Genomic DNA, 21,370 nt, shown 5'->3' with positions numbered 1-21,370 from the left:
GAAGAAGGCCTGTCGACCAAGGAGATCATCCGCTGCCTCAAGCGTCTGATCGCCCGCGAGCTCTACTACCTGATCATCAACCCGACATCGGTCGCTGCAACCACTTGACGATCCATAGGAGCATCCCAGGCGTCCCGCCGGGAGCGACTGGGTGGGGGAGGCGGTGGGGGAGGCAGTCACCCCGGTCAGGGTGAACAGCGGGTGACCGGATCGAACCGGCATGGCCCGCGTGGAAGGCTCGGGGCTCTACCATCGAGCTGCACCCGCGAGAGGTTGCCGCCCAGGGTAGCGGTAGGTCCGGCCGAGGTGGTCGCGCCTAGACTCGGCCCTCGCCACGGGGTGTGGCGCAGCTTGGTAGCGCACCTGCTTTGGGAGCAGGGGGCCGCAGGTTCAAATCCTGTCACCCCGACACGACGCCCACCGGTCTCTGGGAGACTGGCGGGCATCCCGGCGTGATGTGTGGTCTCGCCGTACCCCCTGCTGTCTGCACCGAGGAGCACTGCACTGTGAAGAGCACCATCGAGAACCTGGGCCCGACCCGGGTCCGGCTCGCCATCGAGGTGCCGTGGGGCGACCTGGACCACGCCTTCGGCGAGGTCTACAAGGAGCTCGGCCGTCAGGTCCGCGTCCCCGGCTTCCGGCCGGGCAAGGTCCCCAACCGGATCCTCGACCAGCGCATCGGCCGGGCCGCCGTCCTCGAGCAGGTCGTGCAGCACGCGGTGCCCGAGGTCTACTCCGAGGCGGTCCGCGAGAACCAGGTGCGGGTGCTGACCCAGCCCGACGTCGAGGTCACCCGCCTCGACGACGGCGACACCCTGGCCTTCACCGCCGAGGTCGACGTCGCCCCCACCCTCGAGCTGCCCGAGCTCGACGCCCTGGCCGTGACCGTCGACGACGTCGAGGTCACCGACGAGGAGATCGACGGCCAGGTCACCACCATGCGCGAGCGGTTCGCCGTGCTCACCGGTGTCGACCGGGCCGCCGCCGACGGCGACTACGTGTCCATCGACCTGGAGGCCACGCTCGACGGCGAGGTGCTGGAGGACGGCACCACCAGCGGGATGTCCTACGAGGTCGGCACCGGCTCGTTGATGGAGGGCCTCGACGAGGCCGTGCGCGGTCTGTCGGTCGACGAGTCGGCCACCTTCACCACCGCGCTGCTGTCGGGCGAGTCCGCCGGGCGCGAGGCCCAGGTCACCGTCACCGTCCGCTCGGTCAAGGCCAAGGAGCTCCCCGAGCTCGACGACGACTTCGCCTCCACCGCCAGCGAGTTCGACACCCTCGACGAGCTCCGCGACGACGTCCGCATCCGGCTGGGCCGCGTCAAGGTCATGCAGCAGGGCAGCCAGGCCCGCGACAAGCTGGTCGAGCACCTGCTCGAGGTCATCGAGGTCCCGGTGCCCGAGACCCTCGTCGAGCGCGAGCTGCAGTGGCGCAGCCAGTCCATGGAGCGCGAGCTCCAGCAGGCCGGCATGGACTGGGACGCCTACTTCGAGATGGCCGGCATCGAGGGCCGCGAGGCCTACGACGCCGAGATGCGCGAGAACGTCGAGAACGCCGTGCGCACCCAGTTCGTGCTCGACGCCATCGCCGACGCCCGCGAGGTCACCGTCGACAACGACGACCTGTCCGCGCAGATCATGGCCCAGGCGCAGCGCAACCGGATGAGCCCGGAGCAGTACGCGCAGCAGCTGCAGCAGGGCAACAACATCGCCGACTTCGTCGCCGACGTCCGCCGCACCAAGGCCCTGGCCCAGCTGCTGGAGTCCACGACCATCACCGACGCCTCGGGCAACGAGGTCGACCTGGAGGCCCTGCGCCCCCGGACGACCACGGCCGGCGACGGTGGCGAGGACGCCGAGGGCGCCGAGGCGCCGAAGAAGAAGGCGGCGAAGAAGGCCCCCGCGAAGAAGGCCGCGGCGAAGAAGGCCGCGGACGAGGCCGAGGACGCCCCGGGTGCCGACGGCGACGAGTCCGCCGCCGACGCCGCCGCCGAGGCCCCGAAGAAGAAGGCGGCGGCGAAGAAGGCCCCCGCCAAGAAGGCCCCCGCCAAGAAGGCCGCGCCGAAGAAGGCCGCGGCGCAGGACGAGGCCTCCGCCGAGTCCTGATCCACGCCGGCCGACGCCCGCCCCACCGCACCGCGGTGGGGCGGGCGTCGGCGTTGTGCGGGTGTGCGCCCTCGGCGAACACCGGCCGTGGCGGGAGTGGGCTGTCGGACGTGCGCGTTAGGGTCGACGTGACACCGAGAAGGGGCCCGCCCGCACCGGGCGCGACCCGCCCCCGGCGGCCCACAGCACCACCGCACCACCACCCACGAGACCGCCTGCTCGACAGTCCTACGGAGGTCACCGCACACGTGAGCACCACACACCCGACCGCGCCGGTGATGCGCGGCGCCGGGACCATGATGAACCTCGGCGACTCGGTCTACGAGCGCCTGCTGCGCGAGCGCATCATCTTCCTGGGCACCCAGGTCGACGACACGATCGCCAACCAGTTGGCCGCGCAGATGCTGCTGCTGTCCGCCGAGGACCCCAAGCGCGACATCCACCTGTACATCAACTCGCCCGGCGGCTCGGTCAGCGCCGGCATGGCGATCTACGACACGATGCAGTTCATCGACTGCGACGTCGCCACCTACGGCATGGGGCTGGCCGCCTCCATGGGGCAGTTCCTGCTCACCGCCGGCACCAAGGGCAAGCGCTACGCCCTGCCGCACGCGCGGATCATGATGCACCAGCCCTCGGCCGGCGTCGGCGGCACCGCGGCCGACATCGCCATCCAGGCCGACCTGTTCCGGCGCACCAAGCGCGAGCTCAACGAGCTGCAGTCGCTGCACACCGGGCAGACCGTCGAGCGCATCAACGAGGACTCCGACCGCGACCGCTGGTTCACCGCCCAGGAGGCGTTGGAGTACGGATTCGTCGACCACGTGGTCACCCGGGCCTCCGCGACGACCGAGACCGACAACCCGGTCACCGAGAACTGACGGTCGGAGGACCTGACATGAGCTTCCAGCTGCCGAGCAGCCGCTACATCCTGCCCTCCTTCACCGAGCGCACCAGCTACGGCATGAAGGAGTCGAACCCCTACAACAAGCTCTTCGAGGAGCGCATCATCTTCCTCGGGGTGCAGGTCGACGACGCCAGCGCCAACGACGTCATGGCCCAGCTGATCACGCTGGAGTCCACCGACCCCGACCGCGACATCACGATGTACATCAACTCGCCCGGTGGCTCCTTCACCGCGCTGATGGCCATCTACGACACGATGCAGTTCGTCCGGCCCGACATCCAGACCGTCTGCATGGGCCAGGCGGCCTCCGCCGCCGCCGTCCTGCTCGCGGCCGGGACCAAGGGCAAGCGGCTCGCGCTGCCCTACTCGCGGGTGCTCATCCACCAGCCCTCGGGCGAGGCCGGTGGCCAGGTCACCGACCTGGAGATCCACGCCGCCGAGATCGAGCGCGTGCGCACCCAGATGGAGCAGATCCTGGCCCGGCACACCGGCCGGTCCCAGGAGCAGGTCCGCAAGGACATCGACCGCGACAAGATCCTGACGGCCGACGAGGCCAAGGAGTACGGGATCGTCGACGAGGTCATCAAGAGCCGCAAGCTCAACGCCCTCCCGGCCTGACCCGGTGGGCTCCGGGGTCTCGCTCCTGAGGCTCCGGAGCCCTACGGTCGCAGGCGTGCACCGGGGGTCCCCGGGGCTCGTGCGACTCGGGGTGAACGACAGCAGAACACCGGGTGCGTCACTGCCCGAGAACGTCGGAGATGGCCGGTACGGTCGGCGAGCGCCCGATCCCCGGTGACCACCGGCTCGTGCACGAGGCCCGCCGCCGGCGGGGTGATCAGGGACGACGAACGAGGGACCTGCACTTCCCAGCAGGCCCGTTGTGACACGGAGGTCAGCCAGGTGGCACGTATCGGTGAGAGCGGCGACCTGCTCAAGTGCTCGTTCTGCGGGAAGAGCCAGAAGCAGGTCAAGAAGCTCATCGCTGGCCCCGGGGTCTACATCTGCGACGAGTGCATCGAGCTCTGCAACGAGATCATCGAGGAGGAGCTCAGCGAGTCCACGGACCTCAAGTTCGACGAGCTGCCCAAGCCCAAGGAGATCCACGACTTCCTCGAGCAGTACGTCATCGGCCAGGACAAGGCCAAGCGCACGCTCGCGGTCGCGGTCTACAACCACTACAAGCGGGTGCAGGCCGGCGGTGAGCGCTCCTCCCGCGACGAGAGCGTCGAGCTGGCCAAGTCCAACATCCTGCTCATGGGCCCGACCGGGTGCGGCAAGACCCACCTGGCGCAGACGCTGGCCCGCATGCTCAACGTGCCCTTCGCCATCGCCGACGCCACCGCGCTCACCGAGGCCGGGTACGTCGGCGAGGACGTCGAGAACATCTTGCTCAAGCTGATCCAGGCCGCCGACTACGACGTCAAGCGCGCCGAGACCGGCATCATCTACATCGACGAGGTCGACAAAATCGCCCGCAAGAGCGAGAACCCGTCGATCACCCGTGACGTGTCCGGAGAGGGTGTGCAGCAGGCGTTGCTGAAGATCCTGGAGGGCACCACGGCGTCGGTGCCGCCGCAGGGTGGGCGCAAGCACCCGCACCAGGAGTTCATCCAGATCGACACGACGAACGTGCTGTTCATCGTGGGTGGTGCCTTCGCCGGGCTCGAGGAGGTCATCGAGGCCCGCACCGGCAAGCAGGGCATCGGCTTCGGGTCGACGGTGCGCGGCAAGGCCGAGATCGAGGAGGCCAACGCCATCGCCCAGGTGCTGCCCGAGGACCTGCTCAAGTTCGGCATGATCCCCGAGTTCATCGGCCGCCTGCCGGTCATCACCACGGTGCAGAAGCTCGACCGCACCGCGCTGATCAACATCCTGACCGAGCCGAAGAACGCGCTGGTGCGCCAGTACCGGAAGCTGTTCGAGCTCGACGGGGTGGAGCTGGAGTTCACCGACGACGCCCTCGAGGCCATCGCCGACCAGGCGTTGCTGCGCGGCACCGGCGCGCGTGGGCTGCGGGCCATCCTCGAGGAGGTGCTGCAGTCGGTCATGTACGACATCCCCAGCCGCGACGACGTGGCCACTGTCGTCATCACCGGCGAGGTCGTGCTGGAGCGCGTGAACCCGACCATCGTCCCGCGCAAGCCCGTCCGCGAGCGCCGCGAGAAGTCCGCCTGACCCGCCGCTGACGCCGTGAGGCCCAGGACCCTGTGGGGTCCTGGGCCTTTCGCGTTCCGGGCGCGCCGCCCTCTGGACCCGTGGGCTCCCGCAGGCTGCGGCGCTCCAGGGATCCTGTGCCCCTGCAGCGCCGCAGGATCCCTGTAGCGCCACAGGGCGCGCGGGCTGGCGCCCCGCGGCGACTACTCGGCAGCGGGGACTTCGGCGAGCACCACGTCGACGCTCAGCGGGCCCTGGCCGGGCTCGACGGTCAGGGTCGAGATGATGCCGGCGGCCACGAGGTCGCGGCGCACCGCCTCGACCAGCCCGACCGCGGCCTCCGGGGCGTGCACCACGGCGGACTCGACCGGCGCCCGCATCGACACCTTGGCCTCGCTCTTGGCCTTGCGCACCGCGGCCAGCGCCTCGGCGGCCAGCCCCACCAGCGCTGGGTCACCACCGGCGGGCAGCTCGTCGACGGTCGGCCACGCGGCGCGGTGCACCGACCCCGTCTGCCACCACGACCAGACCTCCTCGGCGGCGAAGGGCAGCACCGGGGCGAGCAGCCGGCCCAGCACCGACAGCGCGGTCGCGAGGCCTGCCTTCGCGGAGGTGGCGCCCTCGACGGGGCCGCCGTCCTCGCCGTAGGCCCGGGTCTTCACCAGCTCCACGTGGTCGTCGCAGAACTGCCAGAAGAAGGTCTCGGTGACCTCCAGCGCGCGGGTGTAGTTGTAGGCCTCCATCGCGGCGGTGGCCTCCTCGACCACGGCGCGCAGCCGGGCCAGCAGGGCGGCGTCGACCGGCTCGGTGACCTCGGCGCCCACCAGGTCGGCGGTGGCCCCCAGGCTGCCCAGGACGAACTTGCCGACGTTGAGCAGCTTGATGGCCAGCCGGCGGCCGACCTTCATCTGCACCTCGTCGAAGGGCGAGTCCGCACCGGGGCGGGCGCCGGCGGCTCGCCAGCGCACGGCGTCGGTGCCGTACTTCTCCAGCACGTCGATCGGCGTGGTGGCGTTGCCCTTGGACTTGCTCATCTTCTTGCGGTCGGGGTCGACCACGAAGCCGGAGATGGCGGCGTGCGTCCACGGCACCTGGTCCTGCTCGTAGTGCGCGCGCACGACGGTGGAGAACAGCCAGGTGCGGATGATGTCGTGCGCCTGGGGCCGCAGGTCCATCGGGAACACGTGCGCGAACAGCTCGGGGTCGGTGTCCCAGCCCGAGGCGACCTGCGGGGACAGCGACGAGGTCGCCCAGGTGTCCATGACGTCGGGGTCGGCCATGAACCCGCCGGGCACGCCGCGCTGGTCCTCGGTGTACCCCTCGGGCACCTCGGAGGACGGGTCGACCGGCAGCGCCGACTCCGGGGCCAGCAACGGCTGGTCGAACACCGGCTCGCCGGCGTCGTCGAGGCGGTACCACACCGGGAACGGCACCCCGAAGAACCGCTGGCGGCTGATCAGCCAGTCACCGTTGAGGCCCTCGACCCAGTTCTCGTAGCGGTGCCGCATGTGCTCGGGCACCCACTGGATCTCCTTGCCCCGGGCCACCAGGGCCGCGCGCAGGTCGGCGTCGCGGCCGCCGTTGCGGATGTACCACTGCCGGGTGGTGACGATCTCCAGGGGGCGCTCGCCCTTCTCGAAGAACTTGACCGGGTGGGTGATCGGCCGCGGGTCGCCCTCGAGGTCGCCGGACTCGCGCAGCATCTCGACCACGCGCTGCTGGGCGCTGAACACCGTCTTGCCGGCGAGCTCGGCGTACACCTCGGCGGGGACGCCGTCGGGGGCGTCGGCCAGCAGCCGGCCGTCCCAGCCGATGATCGCCCGCGTGGGCAGCTGGAGCTCGCGCCACCAGGTGACGTCGGTGAGGTCGCCGAACGTGCAGATCATGGCGATGCCCGAGCCCTTGTCCTTCTCGGCCAGCCGGTGCGCGACGACGGGGACCTCGACGCCGAACAGCGGCGTGCGCACGGTCTGGCCGAACAGCGGCTGGTAGCGCTCGTCGTCGGGGTGGGCCACCAGCGCGACGCATGCCGGCAGCAGCTCGGGGCGGGTGGTCTCGATGTGCACCGGGCCGTCGGGACCGGCGAAGGCCACCCGGTGGTAGGCGCCGGGTCGCTCGCGGTCCTCGAGCTCGGCCTGGGCGACCGCCGTGCGGAAGGTGACGTCCCACAAGGTGGGGGCCTCCTGCGCGTAGGCCTCGCCGCGGGCCAGGTTGTGCAGGAACGCCCGCTGCGCGGTCGCGCGGGAGGTCTCGGAGATGGTGCGGTAGACGTTGCCCCAGTCGACCGACAGACCGACCTGGCGCCACAGCTTCTCGAACTCGGCCTCGTCGACGGCGGTGAGCTGCTCGCACAGCTCGACGAAGTTGCGCCGGCTGATGGGCACCTGCTCCTTGCCCGGCTTCTCCGGCGGGGTGAAGTCGGCGTCGTAGGGGAGCGACGGGTCGCAGCGCACGCCGTAGTAGTTCTGCACCCGGCGCTCGGTCGGCAGACCGTTGTCGTCCCAGCCCATCGGGTAGAAGACGTGCTTGCCGGTCATGCGGTGGTAGCGGGCGACGATGTCGGTGTGGGTGTAGCTGAACACGTGACCCACGTGCAGCGACCCGCTGGCGGTGGGCGGCGGGGTGTCGATGGCGTAGGTCTGCGACCGCGGCGCGGCGAGGGCGGCGGACCGGTCGAAGCCGTAGACGTCGTCGCGGGCCCACGCGGCTACCCACTTGGCCTCGAGGCCGTCGAGGGTGGGCTTGTCGGGCACGGTGCCCGGGGCGGTGACGTCGGTGGACATGCCCTCATCCTAGGAAGGGCCGCGACTGGCATCCTGGGCGGAGTGACCACCTCCCGTGACGAGGCCCGGGTCGAGGCCGAGCTGCTGGCCCGCTGGCCCGAGAGCCGGCTCGAGCCCAGCCTCACCCGCATCTCGGCCGTGCTCGACCTCCTCGGCTCCCCGCACCGCGCCTTCCCGGTCGTGCAGGTCACCGGCACCAACGGCAAGACCTCGACCGCGCGGATGGTCGACGAGCTGCTGCGCGGTTTCGGGCTGCGCGTCGGGCGGTTCACCAGCCCGCACCTGGAGTCGATCCGCGAGCGCATCGTGGTCGACGGGCGACCCATCAGCGCCGAGCGGTTCGTCGAGGTGCACGACGACGTCGCGCCCTACGTGCAGATGGTCGACGGGTCCTCCGACGTCCCGATGTCCTTCTTCGAGGTCATGGTCGCCATGGCCTACGCCGCCTTCGCCGAGACCCCGGTCGACGTCGCCGTGGTCGAGGTGGGCATGGGCGGTACCTGGGACGCCACCAACGTGGTCGACGCCCGGGTCGCCGTCGTCACCCCGGTCTCGATGGACCACGCCGAGTACCTGGGCCCCGACGTCGCCACGATCGCCACCGAGAAGGCCGGCATCATCAAGCCCGCCCCGCCCACCGACGAGGGCGTGCCCGGCCCCGACGTCGTCGCGGTGCTGGCCCACCAGCCCCCCGGAGCGCTGGAGTCCCTGGTCCGCCGCGCGGTCGAGGTGGAGGCGGTCGTGGCCCGGGAGGGCACGGAGTTCGGCCTGCTGGAGCGGAAGGTCGCCGTCGGCGGTCAGCAGCTGCGCATCCAGGGCCTGGGCGGGGAGTACCCCGAGGTGTACCTGCCGCTGTTCGGGGCGCACCAGGCGCAGAACGCCGTCGTGGCCCTCGCCGCCGTCGAGGCATTCCTCGGCGCCGGCTCGGCGAGCGGGCCGGTCGACCCCGAGGTCGTGCGGGCCGCCTTCGCCGCCGTCCGGTCGCCCGGTCGGCTCGAGCGGGTGCGCAGCTCGCCGTCCGTGCTGGTCGACGCCGCGCACAACCCGGCGGGCATGGCGGCCACGGTGGCGGCGGTGCGGGAGTCGTTCGACTTCACCCGGCTGGTCGGGGTCGTGGGCTGCGTGCGCGGCAAGGACGTCGCCGGCATGCTGGCCGAGCTCGAACCGCTGTGCGCCGAGCTGGTCGTGACCCAGAACAGCTCGCCGCGGGCGATGCCGGCCGACGAACTGGGCGCGCTGGCCGTGGACGTCTTCGGGGCCGACCGGGTCAGCGTGCACCCGCAGCTGTTCGACGCCCTCGAGTCGGCCATCGAGCTGGCCGAGGCCGGCCGCGACCACGCCCTGGGCGGGTCCGGTGTCCTGGTCACCGGCAGTGTTGTGACGGCGGGGGAGGCCCGCACGCTGATGGGCGGGAAGGGGAAATGAGCGCGCCGCGCGCGGCCGACCCCGCGCGGGCGGCCAAGGCGCTGTCGGGCGCAGCTGCGGCCGTGCTGCTGCTGGAGGGCATCGCGGTGCTGTTCGTGCCGCGGGGGATCGTGCAGTCCGACGGGCTCGGCTGGGTGCGGCTCACCGTCCTGCTCGTGCTCGCGGTGGTGCTGGTCCTGGCCAGCGGGCTGCAGCGCCGTCCGCGGGGCCTGCTCGTCGGCACGGTGCTGCAGGTGCCCCTGCTGCTCACCGGGCTCTACTCGAACGCGATGTGGTTCGTGGGCGGTGTCTTCGTGCTGGTCTGGCTGTACCTGTTGCAGATCCGCAAGGACCTCGTCGGCTCCCCGTTCGGCCCGCCGCCGGACGCCCCGGCGCCGGTCGACGACGATCCCCGCCGATAGGGAGCAGGACGGTCCGGTGAGCAGGGGAGTGACGGTGCGCCCGACGAGGATCCGCCGACGGGTGGTGCCAGCGGTGCTGGCCCTCACGCTGCTGGCCGGCTGCGGGGGCGAGGACCCGGCCCCCGCCGCGGCCCCCAGCACCACCGCACCGACGCCGCCGCCCGCGGCGCCGGTCACGACCCCCGCCCCGCAGCCGGTGGCGCCGCTCACCGGGCTGCCGGTGGACGCCGTGGCACCCCGGGCGGCGCTGGCCGTGAAGGTCGAGAACCCGCCGATCGCCCGACCCCAGGCAGGGCTGACCGAGGCCGACATCGTCTGGGAGCAGGTCGTCGAGGGCGGGACCAGCCGGTTCGTGGTGGTCTACCAGTCGCAGCTGCCCGCCTCGATCGGCCCGGTGCGCTCGACCCGTCCGATGGACCCCGCGATCGCGGCCCCGCTGCACGGGCTCTTCGCCACCTCGGGCGGGCAGGGGCAGTACCTGTCGGCCGTGTCGGCCGCCGGCCTGCAGCTGTTCAGCTTCGACGCCGGGGACGACGGCTTCGCCCGGCAGGGCCCGCGGCAGGCGCCGCACAACGTCTACCTCGACCCCACTGCCCTCTACGCCGCCGCCGACGCCGAGCACCAGGCGCCGCCGGCCGCCCAGTTCGGCTACGCCCCGACCGCCGGCACGCAGACGACCATCGCCCAGGGGAGCGCGGCGACCGGGCTGGACTTGGAGCTGGCGGCGGCCGCCACGCCGTCGTGGCGCTGGGACCCGGTGGCGCGCACCTGGGCCCGCGCCGAGGCCGGCACCCCGGCCACGGCCGCCGACGGCGTCCAGGTGTCGGCCACGAACGTCGTCGTCCTGCGGGTCGAGGTCGTGGAGACCGACGCGGTCGACCCGGCCGGCAACCCGGTGCCCGAGACCCTGCTGGCCGGTCGTGGCGGCGAGGGCCTGGTCGCCACCGCGGGACGGACCGTGCCGATCACGTGGACCAAGGGTGCCGAGGGCGACGCGATCGCCCTCACCGCCCCCGACGGCAGCCCGGTGCTGCTGGCGCCGGGCACCACCTGGGTGGAGCTCGTGCCCACCGGCAGCGGAACGGTCACCGTCGTTCCGTAGGCTGCGGCCTCGTGACTGAGCGCACCCTGATCCTGGTCAAGCCCGACGGCGTCGCCCGCGGCCTCGTCGGCGAGGTCGTCTCGCGGCTGGAGGCCAAGGGCCTGCGCCTGGTGGCCGCCGAGCTGCGCACCCTGCCCCGCGAGACCGCCGAGCAGCACTACGCCGAGCACAGCGAGAAGCCGTTCTTCGGCTCGCTGGTCGACTTCATCACCGGTGGCCCGCTGTTGGCCCTGGTCGCCGAGGGCCCTCGCGCCATCGAGGCCTTCCGGGCCCTGGCCGGTGCCACCGACCCGGTGAAGGCCGCCCCCGGCACGATCCGCGGCGACTTCGCCCTCGAGGTGCAGAACAACATCGTCCACGGCTCGGACAGCCCCGAGTCGGCCCAGCGCGAGATCGGCCTGTTCTTCCCCTCGCTCTGAACGAGGACCCCCTCGCCCCCCACCGCGGGCACGCTCGCGGCGGGACCGTGCGAGGGGGCCTTGCGGGCCCCCGCGCCCGTCTACCCTGGGTGCCGCTATGACTGTCGAGAGCCTGTACCCCCGACTCGAGCCGCTGCTGGCGCAGGTCCAGAAGCCGATCCAGTACGTCGGCGGCGAGCTGAACGCCCAGACCAAGCCGTGGGAGGACGTCGCCGTCCACTGGGCGCTGATGTACCCCGACGCCTACGAGGTGGGGCTGCCCAACCAGGGTCTGATGATCCTGTACGAGGTGCTCAACGAGCGCGCCGACGCCCTGGCCGAGCGCACCTACGCCGTCTGGCCCGACCTCGCCGCCCTCATGCGCGAGCACGGCGTCGGCCAGTTCACGCTCGAGAACCACCGTCCGGTGCGCGCCTTCGACTTCCTCGGCGTCAGCTTCGCCACCGAGCTGGGCTACACCAACCTGCTCGAGGCCCTCGACCTCGCCGGGGTGCCGCTGCACGCGGTCGACCGCGACGAGACCCACCCGGTCGTGGTCGCCGGCGGGCACGCCGCCTTCAACCCCGAGCCGGTCGCCGACTTCGTCGACTGCGCCGTCCTCGGGGACGGCGAGCAGGTCGTCGGTGACATGACCGACGTGCACAGCGCCTGGACGGCGGCCGGCCGGCCCGGCGGCCGCGCCGAGCTGCTGGCCCGGCTGGCCCGCGTCGAGGGCGTCTACGTGCCGCAGTTCTACGCCGTGGCCTACGCCCCCGACGGCACGATCGCCTCGCTCGACCGCACCCGCGACGACGTGCCCGCGACGATCACCAAGCGCACCGTCATGGACCTCGACGAGTGGCCCTACCCCAAGCAGCCCCTGGTGCCGCTGGCCGAGAGCGTGCACGAGCGCATGAGCGTGGAGATCTTCCGCGGCTGCACCCGCGGTTGCCGCTTCTGCCAGGCCGGCATGATCACCCGTCCGGTGCGCGAGCGCACCATCACCGGCATCGGGTCGATGGTCGACACCGGGCTGAAGGCCACCGGGTACCAGGAGGTGGGCCTGCTCTCCCTCTCCAGCGCCGACCACTCCGAGATCGGGCAGCTGGCCAAGGAGCTCGCCGACCGGTACGAGGGCACCAACACCGGGCTGTCGCTCCCCTCCACCCGGGTGGACGCGTTCAACGTGACGCTGGCCAACGAGCTGTCCCGCAACGGCCGCCGCTCGGGCCTCACCTTCGCCCCCGAGGGCGGCAGCGAGCGCATCCGCCGGGTCATCAACAAGACCGTCTCCAAGGACGACCTCGTCCGCACCGTCACCACCGCCTACGCCAACGGCTGGCGGCAGGTGAAGCTCTACTTCATGTGCGGTCTGCCCACCGAGACCGACGAGGACGTCCTGGAGATCGCCGAGCTGGCGGTCGAGGTGATCCGGGCCGGGCGCGAGGCGAGCGGGTCCAAGGACATCCGCTGCACCGTGTCGATCGGCGGCTTCGTGCCCAAGCCGCACACCCCGTTCCAGTGGGCGGCCCAGGCCTCGGCCGAGACCATCGACCACCGGCTGCGCGTGCTGCGCGAGGCCATCAATGCCGACCGGCGCATCGGCCGCTCCATCGGGATCCGCTACCACGACGGCAAGCCCGGCGTCGTCGAGGGCCTGCTGTCCCGCGGCGACCGCCGCGTCGGCCGGGTCATCGAGCGGGTGTGGCGCGACGGCGGGCACTTCGACGGCTGGAGCGAGCACTTCTCCTACGACCGCTGGGTCACCGCCGCCGCCGAGGAGCTGGCCCCCTTCGGCGTCGACCTCGACTGGTACACCGTCCGCGAGCGGGGCGAGCACGAGGTGCTGCCCTGGGACCACCTCGAGTCGGGCCTGGACAAGGAGTGGCTCTGGGACGACTGGCAGGAGGCGCTGAACGAGGACGAGGTCGCCGACTGCCGGTGGACCCCCTGCTACGACTGCGGCGTCTGCCCGACCATGGGCACCGAGATCCAGATCGGCCCCACCGGCCGCTCGCTCATCCCGCTGACCCCGGTCGGGGCCGGCCCGCGGCCGCAGGTGCGTGCCCAGGTCGACGTCGACGTCGAGGGTGCCGTGCCCGACCCGGTGCACACGCACTGATGGCCCGCCAGCCCGACGGCCCCCCGCCGCCGCCCACCGTGCAGAAGCTGCGGCTGCGCTACACCAAGCGCGGCCCGCTGCGGTTCGCCAGCCATCGCGACCTCGCGCGGGCGCTGGAGCGTGCCCTGCGCCGGGCGCAGGTGCCGATGGCGTTCTCGGCGGGGTTCAGCCCGCACCCCAAGATCAGCTACATGGGCGCGGCGCCGACCGGTGCGGCGTCGGAGGCCGAGTACGTCGAGATCGGGCTGGCGGCCCGCTGCGACCCCGAGGCGGTGCGGCTGGCCCTGGACGCGTCCCTGCCCCCGGGCATCGACGTCGTGGAGTGCGTCGAGGCGGCCGAGGGCGCCGGCGGTCTCGCCGAGCGGCTCGACGCCACCCGCTGGCGCATCGACCTGGCCGAGGTCGACCCGGCCGAGCTCGCCGCGGCCGTCGAGCAGCTGCTCGCAGCCGACGTCGTGACCATCGCCAAGCGCACCAAGAACGGCCTCAAGGACGTCGACGCCCGAGCCGCCGTCGTCTCGGCTGCGGTGTCCGAGGAGCCCGGTCGTGCCATACTGCACGTGGTCGTACGGCAGGTGACGCCGACCGTACGACCGGACGACGTGTTGGCCGCACTGGCTGCCGTCGCCGACCTGCACCCGCCGTTGCCCCCCCGGGCCGTGCGTGAGGCGCAGGGCCGGCTCGACGACAGCGGTGAGGTGGCCGACCCGCTCGGACCGGACCGCGAGGCCGGTTCCCGCTGCCAGGGGGAGCCCCAGCCGGTCTGACCCGGAGGGTCGCCCCGCCGGCCGACGGCGACGCCCGCGCCGCGAACTGCCAGCCGCGGAGCACCCCAGCCTTCTGCACCAGCAGCACCCGCACCACCGGCAGCACCGCTCCACCCCGCGAGCCAGCACTGCACCTGCACTGCACCTGCACCACCGGGGCCCGACCACGAGGCCGGGGCCCGGCACAGACTTCACGCGGGCCCGGCGCGCCGCACGGCGTACCGACCCGCCCGACCCGCGCCCCTGCGCGGCCGCCAGTCGTCGACGACGATCGGCGCCCGGGGGCGCACCAGGAGGCGAGCCCTTCGTGGCCGACACCGACGACACCAGCAACGAACCGACCAGCGAGGGCACCGCGCCCGGCAGCCCGGACCAGGACCTCACCCCGCCCGACACCGCCGCCGGCGACCCCCGCCCCGACGACTCCCCGGCGCCGGACGCCCCCGGGACGGGCGACCCGGCCACCGAGGACACGGCCACCGAGGACCCGGCCACCGAGGACACGGTGACCGAGGACACGGTGACCGAGGACCCGGCCGAGGAGGTGTCGCAGCCGCCGGTCGAGGAGTTCCGGCTGCGGGCCGACGCCGAGACCCTCGAGGCCGCGGCCATCCCGCCGTCCCGGGTCGTCGGCGAGCCGACCACCACCCGGTACGGCGCCCAGTTCAGCTCGGCCGACACCAGCACCGTCACCGCGCGTCCGCGCCGCCGCGCCACCCGGCCCGCGCTCGCCGCCGACCCGGACTCGGTGGAACCGGCCGCTCCCGCGCTGCCCCCGGCGCCGGCGTTCGTCGCCTTCGTCGCCCCTCCGGCCGAGGCCGAGCAGGCGCCCCCGGCGCCGCGCCGGCGCAGCCGCCGCACCCAGGCGGAGACCCCCGCCGAGGCACCGACCGAGGCGCCCGCCGACCCGGGGGCGGAGCGGGGCGCCGTCGAGGACAGCGCGGATGAGCAGTCCGGTCGCCCGCGCCGCAGCCGCTCGCGCCGCCGGGCGCCCGAGGCGGAGCGCCCGGCCGAGGACGAGGAGACCGTCGTCCTGCCGGCGCCCGACGCCGACGAGGACACCGAGGACGACACGGACGACACCGACGGCGACGACCGCGATGCCGACGCCGGTGGGTCGGGCAGCCGCCGCCGTCGTCGTGGCCGCCGCGGCCGGGGCCGGGGCCGGGCGGGCGAGGACGACGACGACCGCGACGAGTCCGAGGGCGGCACCGACGACGCCGCCACCGCCGACGGCGACGGCGAGGGCGCCGGCGAGGACGCCGAGGACACCGACGGCGACGCCACCGGGTCGGGGACGCGCCGACGCCGGCGTCGGCGGCGTCGCGGGGGCGAGTCCGCCGGGGAGAGCAACGACAGCAGCGACGACGACCGCCCCGAGCGGGCCGGGCGCAACGGACGCGACTCCAGCGACGACGCCGTGAAGGGCGTCTCCGGGTCGACCCGCCTGGAGGCCAAGCGCCAGCGCCGCCGGGACGGGCGCGACACCGGACGCCGCCGGGCGCCCATCCTGTCCGAGTCGGAGTTCCTGGCCCGCCGCGAGGCCGTCGACCGGGCCATGGTCATCCGCCAGCAGGGTGAGCGCACCCAGATCGCCGTCCTCGAGGACGACGTGCTCGTCGAGCACTACGTCACCCAGGCCCAGTCGACCTCGTTCGCCGGCAACGTCTACCTCGGCCGCGTGCAGAACGTGCTGCCCTCGATGGAGGCGGCGTTCGTCGACATCGGCAAGGGCCGCAACGCCGTGCTCTACGCCGGCGAGGTCAACTGGGAGACCGCGGGCCTGTCGGGCAAGTCGCGCTCCATCGAGCAGGCGCTGAAGTCCGGCGACAAGGTGCTGGTGCAGGTCACCAAGGACCCGATCGGCCACAAGGGCGCCCGGTTGACCCAGCAGATCAACCTGCCCGGACGCTTCCTGGTCTACGTGCCCGGTGGCTCCATGACCGGCATCAGCCGCAAGCTCCCCGACGTCGAGCGCCAGCGGCTCAAGGACATCCTGAAGAAGATCGTCCCCGAGGACGCCGGCGTCATCATCCGCACCGCCGCCGAGGGCGCCTCGGAGGAGGAGCTGACCCGCGACGTCGCCCGGCTGCAGGCGCAGTGGGAGGTCATCCAGACCAAGTCCCAGACGGTGACCAACGCGCCGACCCTGCTCTACGGTGAGCCCGACCTGGCCATCCGGGTCATCCGCGACGTCTTCAACGAGGACTTCAAGCGGCTGGTCGTGCAGGGCGACGACGCGTGGGACACCGTCGAGGCCTACGTCGCGCACGTCTCGCCCGAGCTGTCCGAGCGCCTGGAGCGCTACGTGGGCAACGGCGACGTCTTCCGCGACCTGCGCGTCGACGAGCAGCTGCTCAAGGCCCTCGACCGCAAGGTGTGGCTGCCCTCGGGCGGCTCGCTGGTCATCGACCGCACCGAGGCCATGACCGTCGTCGACGTCAACACCGGCAAGTTCACCGGCTCCGGCGGCAACCTCGAGCAGACGGTGACCCGCAACAACATCGAGGCGGCCGAGGAGATCGTGCGCCAGCTCCGGCTGCGCGACATCGGCGGCATGATCGTCATCGACTTCATCGACATGGTGCTGGAGAGCAACCGCGACCTCGTGCTGCGGCGGCTCACCGAGTGCCTGGGCCGCGACCGCACGAAGCACCAGGTCGCCGAGGTCACCTCGCTGGGCCTGGTGCAGATGACCCGCAAGCGGGTCGGGCAGGGCCTGCTCGAGGTGTTCAGCGAGAACTGCGAGCACTGCCGCGGGCGCGGCGTCGTCGTCCACCTCGACCCGGTCGACGAGAAGAAGCGCTCGGGCGGCAACGGTGGCTCCGGCCACGGCGGCTCCAACGGGGGCTCGGGCAACGGGAACCACGGTGGCTCGGGCAACGGTGGCTCGGGCAGCGGTGGTGGCCGCAACCGCGACGGCGGGCGGGGCCAGGACCGCGGTGCCGAGCCGGCCACCGACGAGTCGGTGGCGCCGGCGACCGGACCCGACGCCGGGGAGGAGACCGAGAGGGAGCCCTCGGGTCGCTCGGGCCGTCGCAACCGGGGTCGCCGCAACCGCGGCCGCAACGGCGACGAGCAGGTCGCCGAGGACGCCGCCGTCCTGGCCGCCAGCCACGGTGCGGCAGCGGACGCCGCCACCGAGGTCTCCGCCGACGCGCCCACCGAGGCCCCCATCGATGCCCCCACCGAGGCAGCGGCCGAACCAGCCGCCGACGCCCCGGTGGCGAGCCCGGATCCCGACGTCACCGACGACGAGGCCGGCCCGCAGGAGGACGCCGGCCCGCAGGAGAAGGCCGGGGTCGTCGAGCCCGACGAGCTGGCCGGCGCGGTCGACCAGGCCGCGGCGGAGGAGCTGGACCCGGTCGGGGCGACCCAGCGGGACGGCGCGGCCGGCCACGACGGCGGCGACGAGCCGGTGGTGACCCCCGAGGACGTGACCCGGGCGTTGCCCGAGGCCGCCGACGCGGTGTCCGAGGAGACCCCGGCCAGCAGCACGGAGGGCGACGCGGCCCCCGAGCCCACGGTGGACCCCGACGACGACGCGTCGGCGGACCCGGCGGCGCCCGTGGAGCCGCCGGCCGCACCGGCGGCCCGACCGCGCCGCAGGCGGGCCGCGAGCCGGCCCGCCGGACCGCCCGCGGTGTGACCCGGGCCGGCGCCGGGGGAGGCCCGTCCACCCCCGGCGCCGGCGCCCGGACGCGATGTCGGGCACAGGGTTCGACCCCGGGCCTGGGCCTCGGGTACGCTTGCCGGGTTGCTCCGTCCGGAGTGGCTGCTGCCCCGCGCCCCGTGCGTGGAGGTCGGTGGCCCCGGCCGCGCGAGCAGCCCGTCCCGCACACCGGCTCACCCCGGGGTGCGCCCAGGACAACGAAGACCTATCGAGGAGTCAGTGGTGTACGCAGTCGTCAAGGCCGGTGGGAAGCAGCACAAGGTGGCTGTCGGTGACCGGTTCACCGTCAACCGTCTCGAGGGGTCGGCCGGCGACACCGTGACCCTGCCCGTCGTGCTGCTGGTCGACGGCGACACCGTCACCAGCGACGCCGACGCGCTGGCGAAGGTCACCGCCACCGGCGAGATCGTCGAGCACGGCAAGGGCCCGAAGATCAAGATCCACAAGTTCAAGAACAAGACCGGCTACCACAAGCGCCAGGGGCACCGTCAGCCGCTGAGCGAGGTCGTGGTGACCGCCATCGGTTCCGAGAAGAAGGGCTGACGCCGCCATGGCTCACAAGAAGGGCGCATCGTCGTCCCGCAACGGTCGCGACTCGAACGCGCAGCGCCTGGGCGTGAAGCGCTTCGGCGGCCAGGTCGTGAAGGCCGGCGAGATCATCGTCCGCCAGCGCGGCACCCACTTCCACCCCGGCCTGGGCGTCGGCCGCGGCAAGGACGACACCCTCTTCGCCCTCACCCCGGGTGCGGTCGAGTTCGGTCGTCGTGGCGGCCGTCGTGTCGTCAACGTGCAGCTCGTCGAGCCGGCTCTCGAGCCGGCCGTCTGACGAAGGACCCCGGTACGGGGTCGCGCGACACGGGCCCGGCGGGATCACCCGCCGGGCCCGGTCCTGTTCTGAAGCCGGGGAGACCGGCACCACCCGCAACGGCCGACAGCGCAGAGAGGCGGCGACCGTGGCCGCTTTCATCGACCGCGTGACCGTGCACGTATCCGCAGGCAACGGCGGGCACGGCGTCAGCTCCGTGCACCGCGAGAAGTTCAAGCCCCTCGGCGGCCCCGACGGCGGCAACGGTGGCGACGGCGGCGACGTCGTCCTGGAGGTCGACGCCAGCGTGCACACGCTGCTCGACTTCCACCACCACCCGCACCAGAAGGCCCCCAACGGCAAGCCCGGCGCCGGTGGCCACCGCAACGGTGCCCGCGGCGAGGACGCCGTCCTGCGCGTACCCGAGGGCACCGTGGTCTCCGTCGGCGGCGAGGTGCTGGGCGACCTGATGGGCGTGGGCACCCGCCTGGTGCTGGCGGCCGGCGGCAAGGGCGGGCTGGGGAACGCAGCGTTGGCCAACGCCCGCCGCAAGGCCCCGGGCTTCGCGCTGCTCGGCGAGCCGGGCGAGGCCGTCGACGCCGTGCTGGAGCTCAAGAGCGTCGCCGACGTCGGCCTGGTCGGCTTCCCGTCGGCCGGGAAGTCGTCGCTGGTCGCCGCGATGAGCGCGGCGAAGCCGAAGATCGCCGACTACCCGTTCACCACGCTGGTGCCCAACCTCGGGGTCATCCGCTCCGGCGACGTCACGTACACGATGGCCGACGTCCCGGGCCTCATCCCCGGGGCCTCGACCGGCAAGGGGCTCGGCCTGCAGTTCCTCCGGCACGTCGAGCGCTGCGCTGTCCTGGTGCACGTGGTCGACATGGCGACGATGGAGCCCGGCCGTGACCCCGAGAGCGACATCGTCGCGCTCGAGCACGAGCTGCGGGAGTACGACGAGGAGCTCGACCTCGTCGGGCGGCTGCGCATCGCCGTCCTGAACAAGGTCGACGTCCCCGACGGGCGCGAGCTGGTCGACCTGGTCCGCGCGACCCTCGAGGCCCGCGGCCTCGAGGTCTTCCCGATCAGTGCCGTCACCGGCGAGGGCCTGCCCGAGCTCGGTTACGCCCTGGCCCGCGAGGTGCAGGCGCACCGCGCGTCGCTGCCCGCCCCGCAGGCCACCCGCATCACGTTGACCCCGCGGGCCGTCGACGACAGCGGGTTCACCGTGCAGCCCGACCCGCGCACCGACGGGTGGGTGGTGCTCGGCGTCAAGCCCGAGCGCTGGGTGCGCCAGACCGACTTCTCGAACGACGAGGCCGTCGGCTACCTGGCCGACCGGCTCAACCGGTTGGGCGTGGAGGTCGAGCTGGCCACGGCCGGCGCCGTCCCCGGGGACGCCATCACCGTCGGCGACGTCACCTTCGACTGGGAACCGACGCTGCCCGCCGGCACGCTCACCGTCGAGGAGACCGCGGGCCTGGGTGGCCGCGGCACCGACGTCCGGCTGGAGACCAACAGCCGCCCGCGGGCCGACGAGCGGCTGGCCGCCAAGCGCCGTCGCCGCACCCCGTACGAGCTGCTGGAGCCGGAGGGCGACGACCCCAGCTGGGACGACGAGTGAGCCGACAGGTCGTGGCGGCCGCCCACCGGGTGGTCGTCAAGGTGGGCTCCTCCAGCCTGACCTCGCTCGAGGACGGCCTGGACGTCGAGCGCCTGCGGGCCCTGGTCGACGTGCTGGCCGCGCTGCGGTCGGCCGGACGCGAGGTCGTGCTCGTGTCCTCGGGGGCGATCGGCACCGGGCTGTCCCCGCTCGGTATCGGCGGTCGCCCGCGCGACCTGGCCACCGCGCAGGCGGCGGCCAGCGTGGGCCAGCTGCTGCTCATGCGGGCCTATGCCGACGCGTTCGCCGAGCACGACGTCACCGTCGGCCAGGTGCTGCTCACCGCCGACGACCTCACCCGCCGCGGCCACTACCGCAACGCCCGGCAGACCGTCGAGCGGCTGCTGGCCCTCGGCGTCCTGCCCGTCGTCAACGAGAACGACACCGTGGCCACCGAGGAGATCCGCTTCGGCGACAACGACCGGCTGGCCGCCCTGGTGGCCCACCTGTCGGTGGCCGACGCGCTCGTCCTGCTCTCCGACATCGACGCGGTCTACGACGGCGACCCGCGGGTGGGTGCTGCCTCCCGCATCGACACGGTGCGCTCGGCCGCGGACCTCGACGCCGTCGTCCTGGGCTCCGCCGCCCGCAACGGCGTGGGTACCGGGGGCATGGCCACCAAGGTCGAGGCGGCCCTCATCGCCTCGCAGGCCGGGGTGCCGGTGCTCGTGACGTCCACCCCGCAGGCCGCGGCCGCGCTCGCCGGCGAGCCGGTGGGCACCCTGTTCGCCGCGCACGGGCGCCGTCCCTCGGCCCGGCAGTTCTGGCTGCGGTACGCCTCCCGGCCCCGTGGGCAGGTGCAGCTGGACGCCGGGGCGGTCGCCGCGGTTCGCGAGCGCGGGGCGTCCCTGCTGGCTGCCGGGGTGGTGGGGAGCACCGGGGACTTCCTGGCCGACGACCCCGTGGAGCTGGTGGGCCCCGACGGCGCCGTCGTGGCTAGGGGACTGGTGTCCTACGACGCGCGGGAGCTGCCGGCGCTGCTCGGGCGGTCCACCGGCGACCTCGAGCCCGACCACCGGCGACCGGTCGTGCACCGCGACGAGCTGGTGCTCGTGGGCACCTGAG

The 21,370-nt window shown here is 73.2% G+C and carries 16 protein-coding genes and 2 tRNA genes; 16 read left to right on the top strand and 2 right to left on the bottom strand.

Going from position 1 to position 21,370, the window contains the following annotated elements:
• Nucleotides 1-196: 196 nt before the first annotated feature.
• Nucleotides 197-267 (bottom strand) — tRNA-Gly (locus tag TEK04_RS18195).
• 68 nt (nt 268-335) lie between these two features.
• On the opposite strand from TEK04_RS18195, the gene TEK04_RS18190 reads away from it, so the two are divergent.
• From TEK04_RS18190 to clpX, 5 genes are all read left to right on the top strand, one after another.
• Nucleotides 336-409, top strand: a tRNA-Pro gene (locus TEK04_RS18190).
• 97 nt (nt 410-506) lie between these two features.
• Nucleotides 507-2,108 (top strand): trigger factor, encoded by a 1,602-nt coding sequence (gene tig / locus TEK04_RS18185; RefSeq protein ID WP_336405770.1) that lies wholly within the window; start codon nt 507-509, stop codon nt 2,106-2,108.
• A gap of 248 nt (nt 2,109-2,356) precedes the next feature.
• Nucleotides 2,357-2,989: an ATP-dependent Clp protease proteolytic subunit gene (locus TEK04_RS18180; protein ID WP_432277355.1), complete on the top strand. Its 633-nt coding sequence runs from the start codon at nt 2,357-2,359 to the stop codon at nt 2,987-2,989.
• Nucleotides 2,990-3,006: 17 nt separating this feature from the next.
• Nucleotides 3,007-3,633, top strand: coding sequence for an ATP-dependent Clp protease proteolytic subunit (locus TEK04_RS18175; protein WP_336405769.1), 627 nt, complete (start codon nt 3,007-3,009; stop codon nt 3,631-3,633).
• A gap of 282 nt (nt 3,634-3,915) precedes the next feature.
• A complete protein-coding gene (clpX, locus tag TEK04_RS18170; protein ID WP_336405768.1) occupies nt 3,916-5,190 on the top strand; it encodes an ATP-dependent Clp protease ATP-binding subunit ClpX in 1,275 nt (424 codons plus the stop codon).
• 182 nt (nt 5,191-5,372) lie between these two features.
• On the opposite strand, the gene valS is transcribed toward clpX, so the two are convergent.
• Complete coding sequence (gene valS / locus TEK04_RS18165; RefSeq protein ID WP_336405767.1) at nt 5,373-7,952, bottom strand: valine--tRNA ligase; 2,580 nt, start codon at nt 7,950-7,952, stop codon at nt 5,373-5,375.
• A gap of 42 nt (nt 7,953-7,994) precedes the next feature.
• Between valS and TEK04_RS18160 the strand changes: the two genes are divergently transcribed.
• From TEK04_RS18160 to proB, 11 genes are all read left to right on the top strand, one after another.
• Entirely contained in the window at nt 7,995-9,377 is a 1,383-nt protein-coding gene (locus TEK04_RS18160) for a bifunctional folylpolyglutamate synthase/dihydrofolate synthase (protein ID WP_336405766.1), read from the top strand.
• Nucleotides 9,374-9,778 (top strand): DUF4233 domain-containing protein, encoded by a 405-nt coding sequence (locus TEK04_RS18155; protein ID WP_336405765.1) that lies wholly within the window; start codon nt 9,374-9,376, stop codon nt 9,776-9,778. Before TEK04_RS18160 ends, TEK04_RS18155 begins: the two co-directional genes overlap by 4 nt.
• 73 nt (nt 9,779-9,851) lie before the next feature.
• On the top strand, nt 9,852-10,880 hold the full coding sequence (locus TEK04_RS18150; protein ID WP_336405764.1) for a DUF3048 domain-containing protein: 1,029 nt from the start codon (nt 9,852-9,854) through the stop codon (nt 10,878-10,880).
• An 11-nt stretch (nt 10,881-10,891) separates the two neighbouring features.
• Nucleotides 10,892-11,299, top strand: a complete 408-nt coding sequence (ndk, locus tag TEK04_RS18145; protein WP_336405763.1) for a nucleoside-diphosphate kinase — start codon at nt 10,892-10,894, stop codon at nt 11,297-11,299.
• A gap of 97 nt (nt 11,300-11,396) precedes the next feature.
• Nucleotides 11,397-13,400, top strand: a complete 2,004-nt coding sequence (locus tag TEK04_RS18140) for a TIGR03960 family B12-binding radical SAM protein (protein WP_336405762.1) — start codon at nt 11,397-11,399, stop codon at nt 13,398-13,400.
• Entirely contained in the window at nt 13,400-14,167 is a 768-nt protein-coding gene (locus TEK04_RS18135; protein WP_336405761.1) for a TIGR03936 family radical SAM-associated protein, read from the top strand. Before TEK04_RS18140 ends, TEK04_RS18135 begins: the two co-directional genes overlap by 1 nt.
• Nucleotides 14,168-14,474: 307 nt before the next feature.
• Complete coding sequence (locus tag TEK04_RS18130) at nt 14,475-17,816, top strand: Rne/Rng family ribonuclease (RefSeq protein ID WP_336405760.1); 3,342 nt, start codon at nt 14,475-14,477, stop codon at nt 17,814-17,816.
• A 246-nt stretch (nt 17,817-18,062) separates the two neighbouring features.
• Complete coding sequence (gene rplU / locus TEK04_RS18125; RefSeq protein WP_092803544.1) at nt 18,063-18,383, top strand: 50S ribosomal protein L21; 321 nt, start codon at nt 18,063-18,065, stop codon at nt 18,381-18,383.
• Between the two features lie 7 nt (nt 18,384-18,390).
• On the top strand, nt 18,391-18,666 hold the full coding sequence (gene rpmA / locus TEK04_RS18120) for a 50S ribosomal protein L27 (RefSeq protein WP_091244642.1): 276 nt from the start codon (nt 18,391-18,393) through the stop codon (nt 18,664-18,666).
• Nucleotides 18,667-18,793: 127 nt separating this feature from the next.
• Entirely contained in the window at nt 18,794-20,266 is a 1,473-nt protein-coding gene (gene obgE / locus TEK04_RS18115) for a GTPase ObgE (protein ID WP_336405759.1), read from the top strand.
• The gene (proB, locus tag TEK04_RS18110) at nt 20,263-21,369 is read left to right on the top strand and encodes a glutamate 5-kinase (protein WP_336405758.1); all 1,107 of its coding nucleotides are present in this window, start codon (nt 20,263-20,265) and stop codon (nt 21,367-21,369) included. Before obgE ends, proB begins: the two co-directional genes overlap by 4 nt.
• Nucleotide 21,370: the final 1 nt, after the last annotated feature.

It is taken from the genome of Klenkia sesuvii (genome assembly GCF_037083825.1).
Lineage (GTDB): Bacteria > Actinomycetota > Actinomycetes > Mycobacteriales > Geodermatophilaceae > Klenkia > Klenkia sesuvii.
This window is presented reverse-complemented; position numbering and strand designations above follow the sequence as displayed.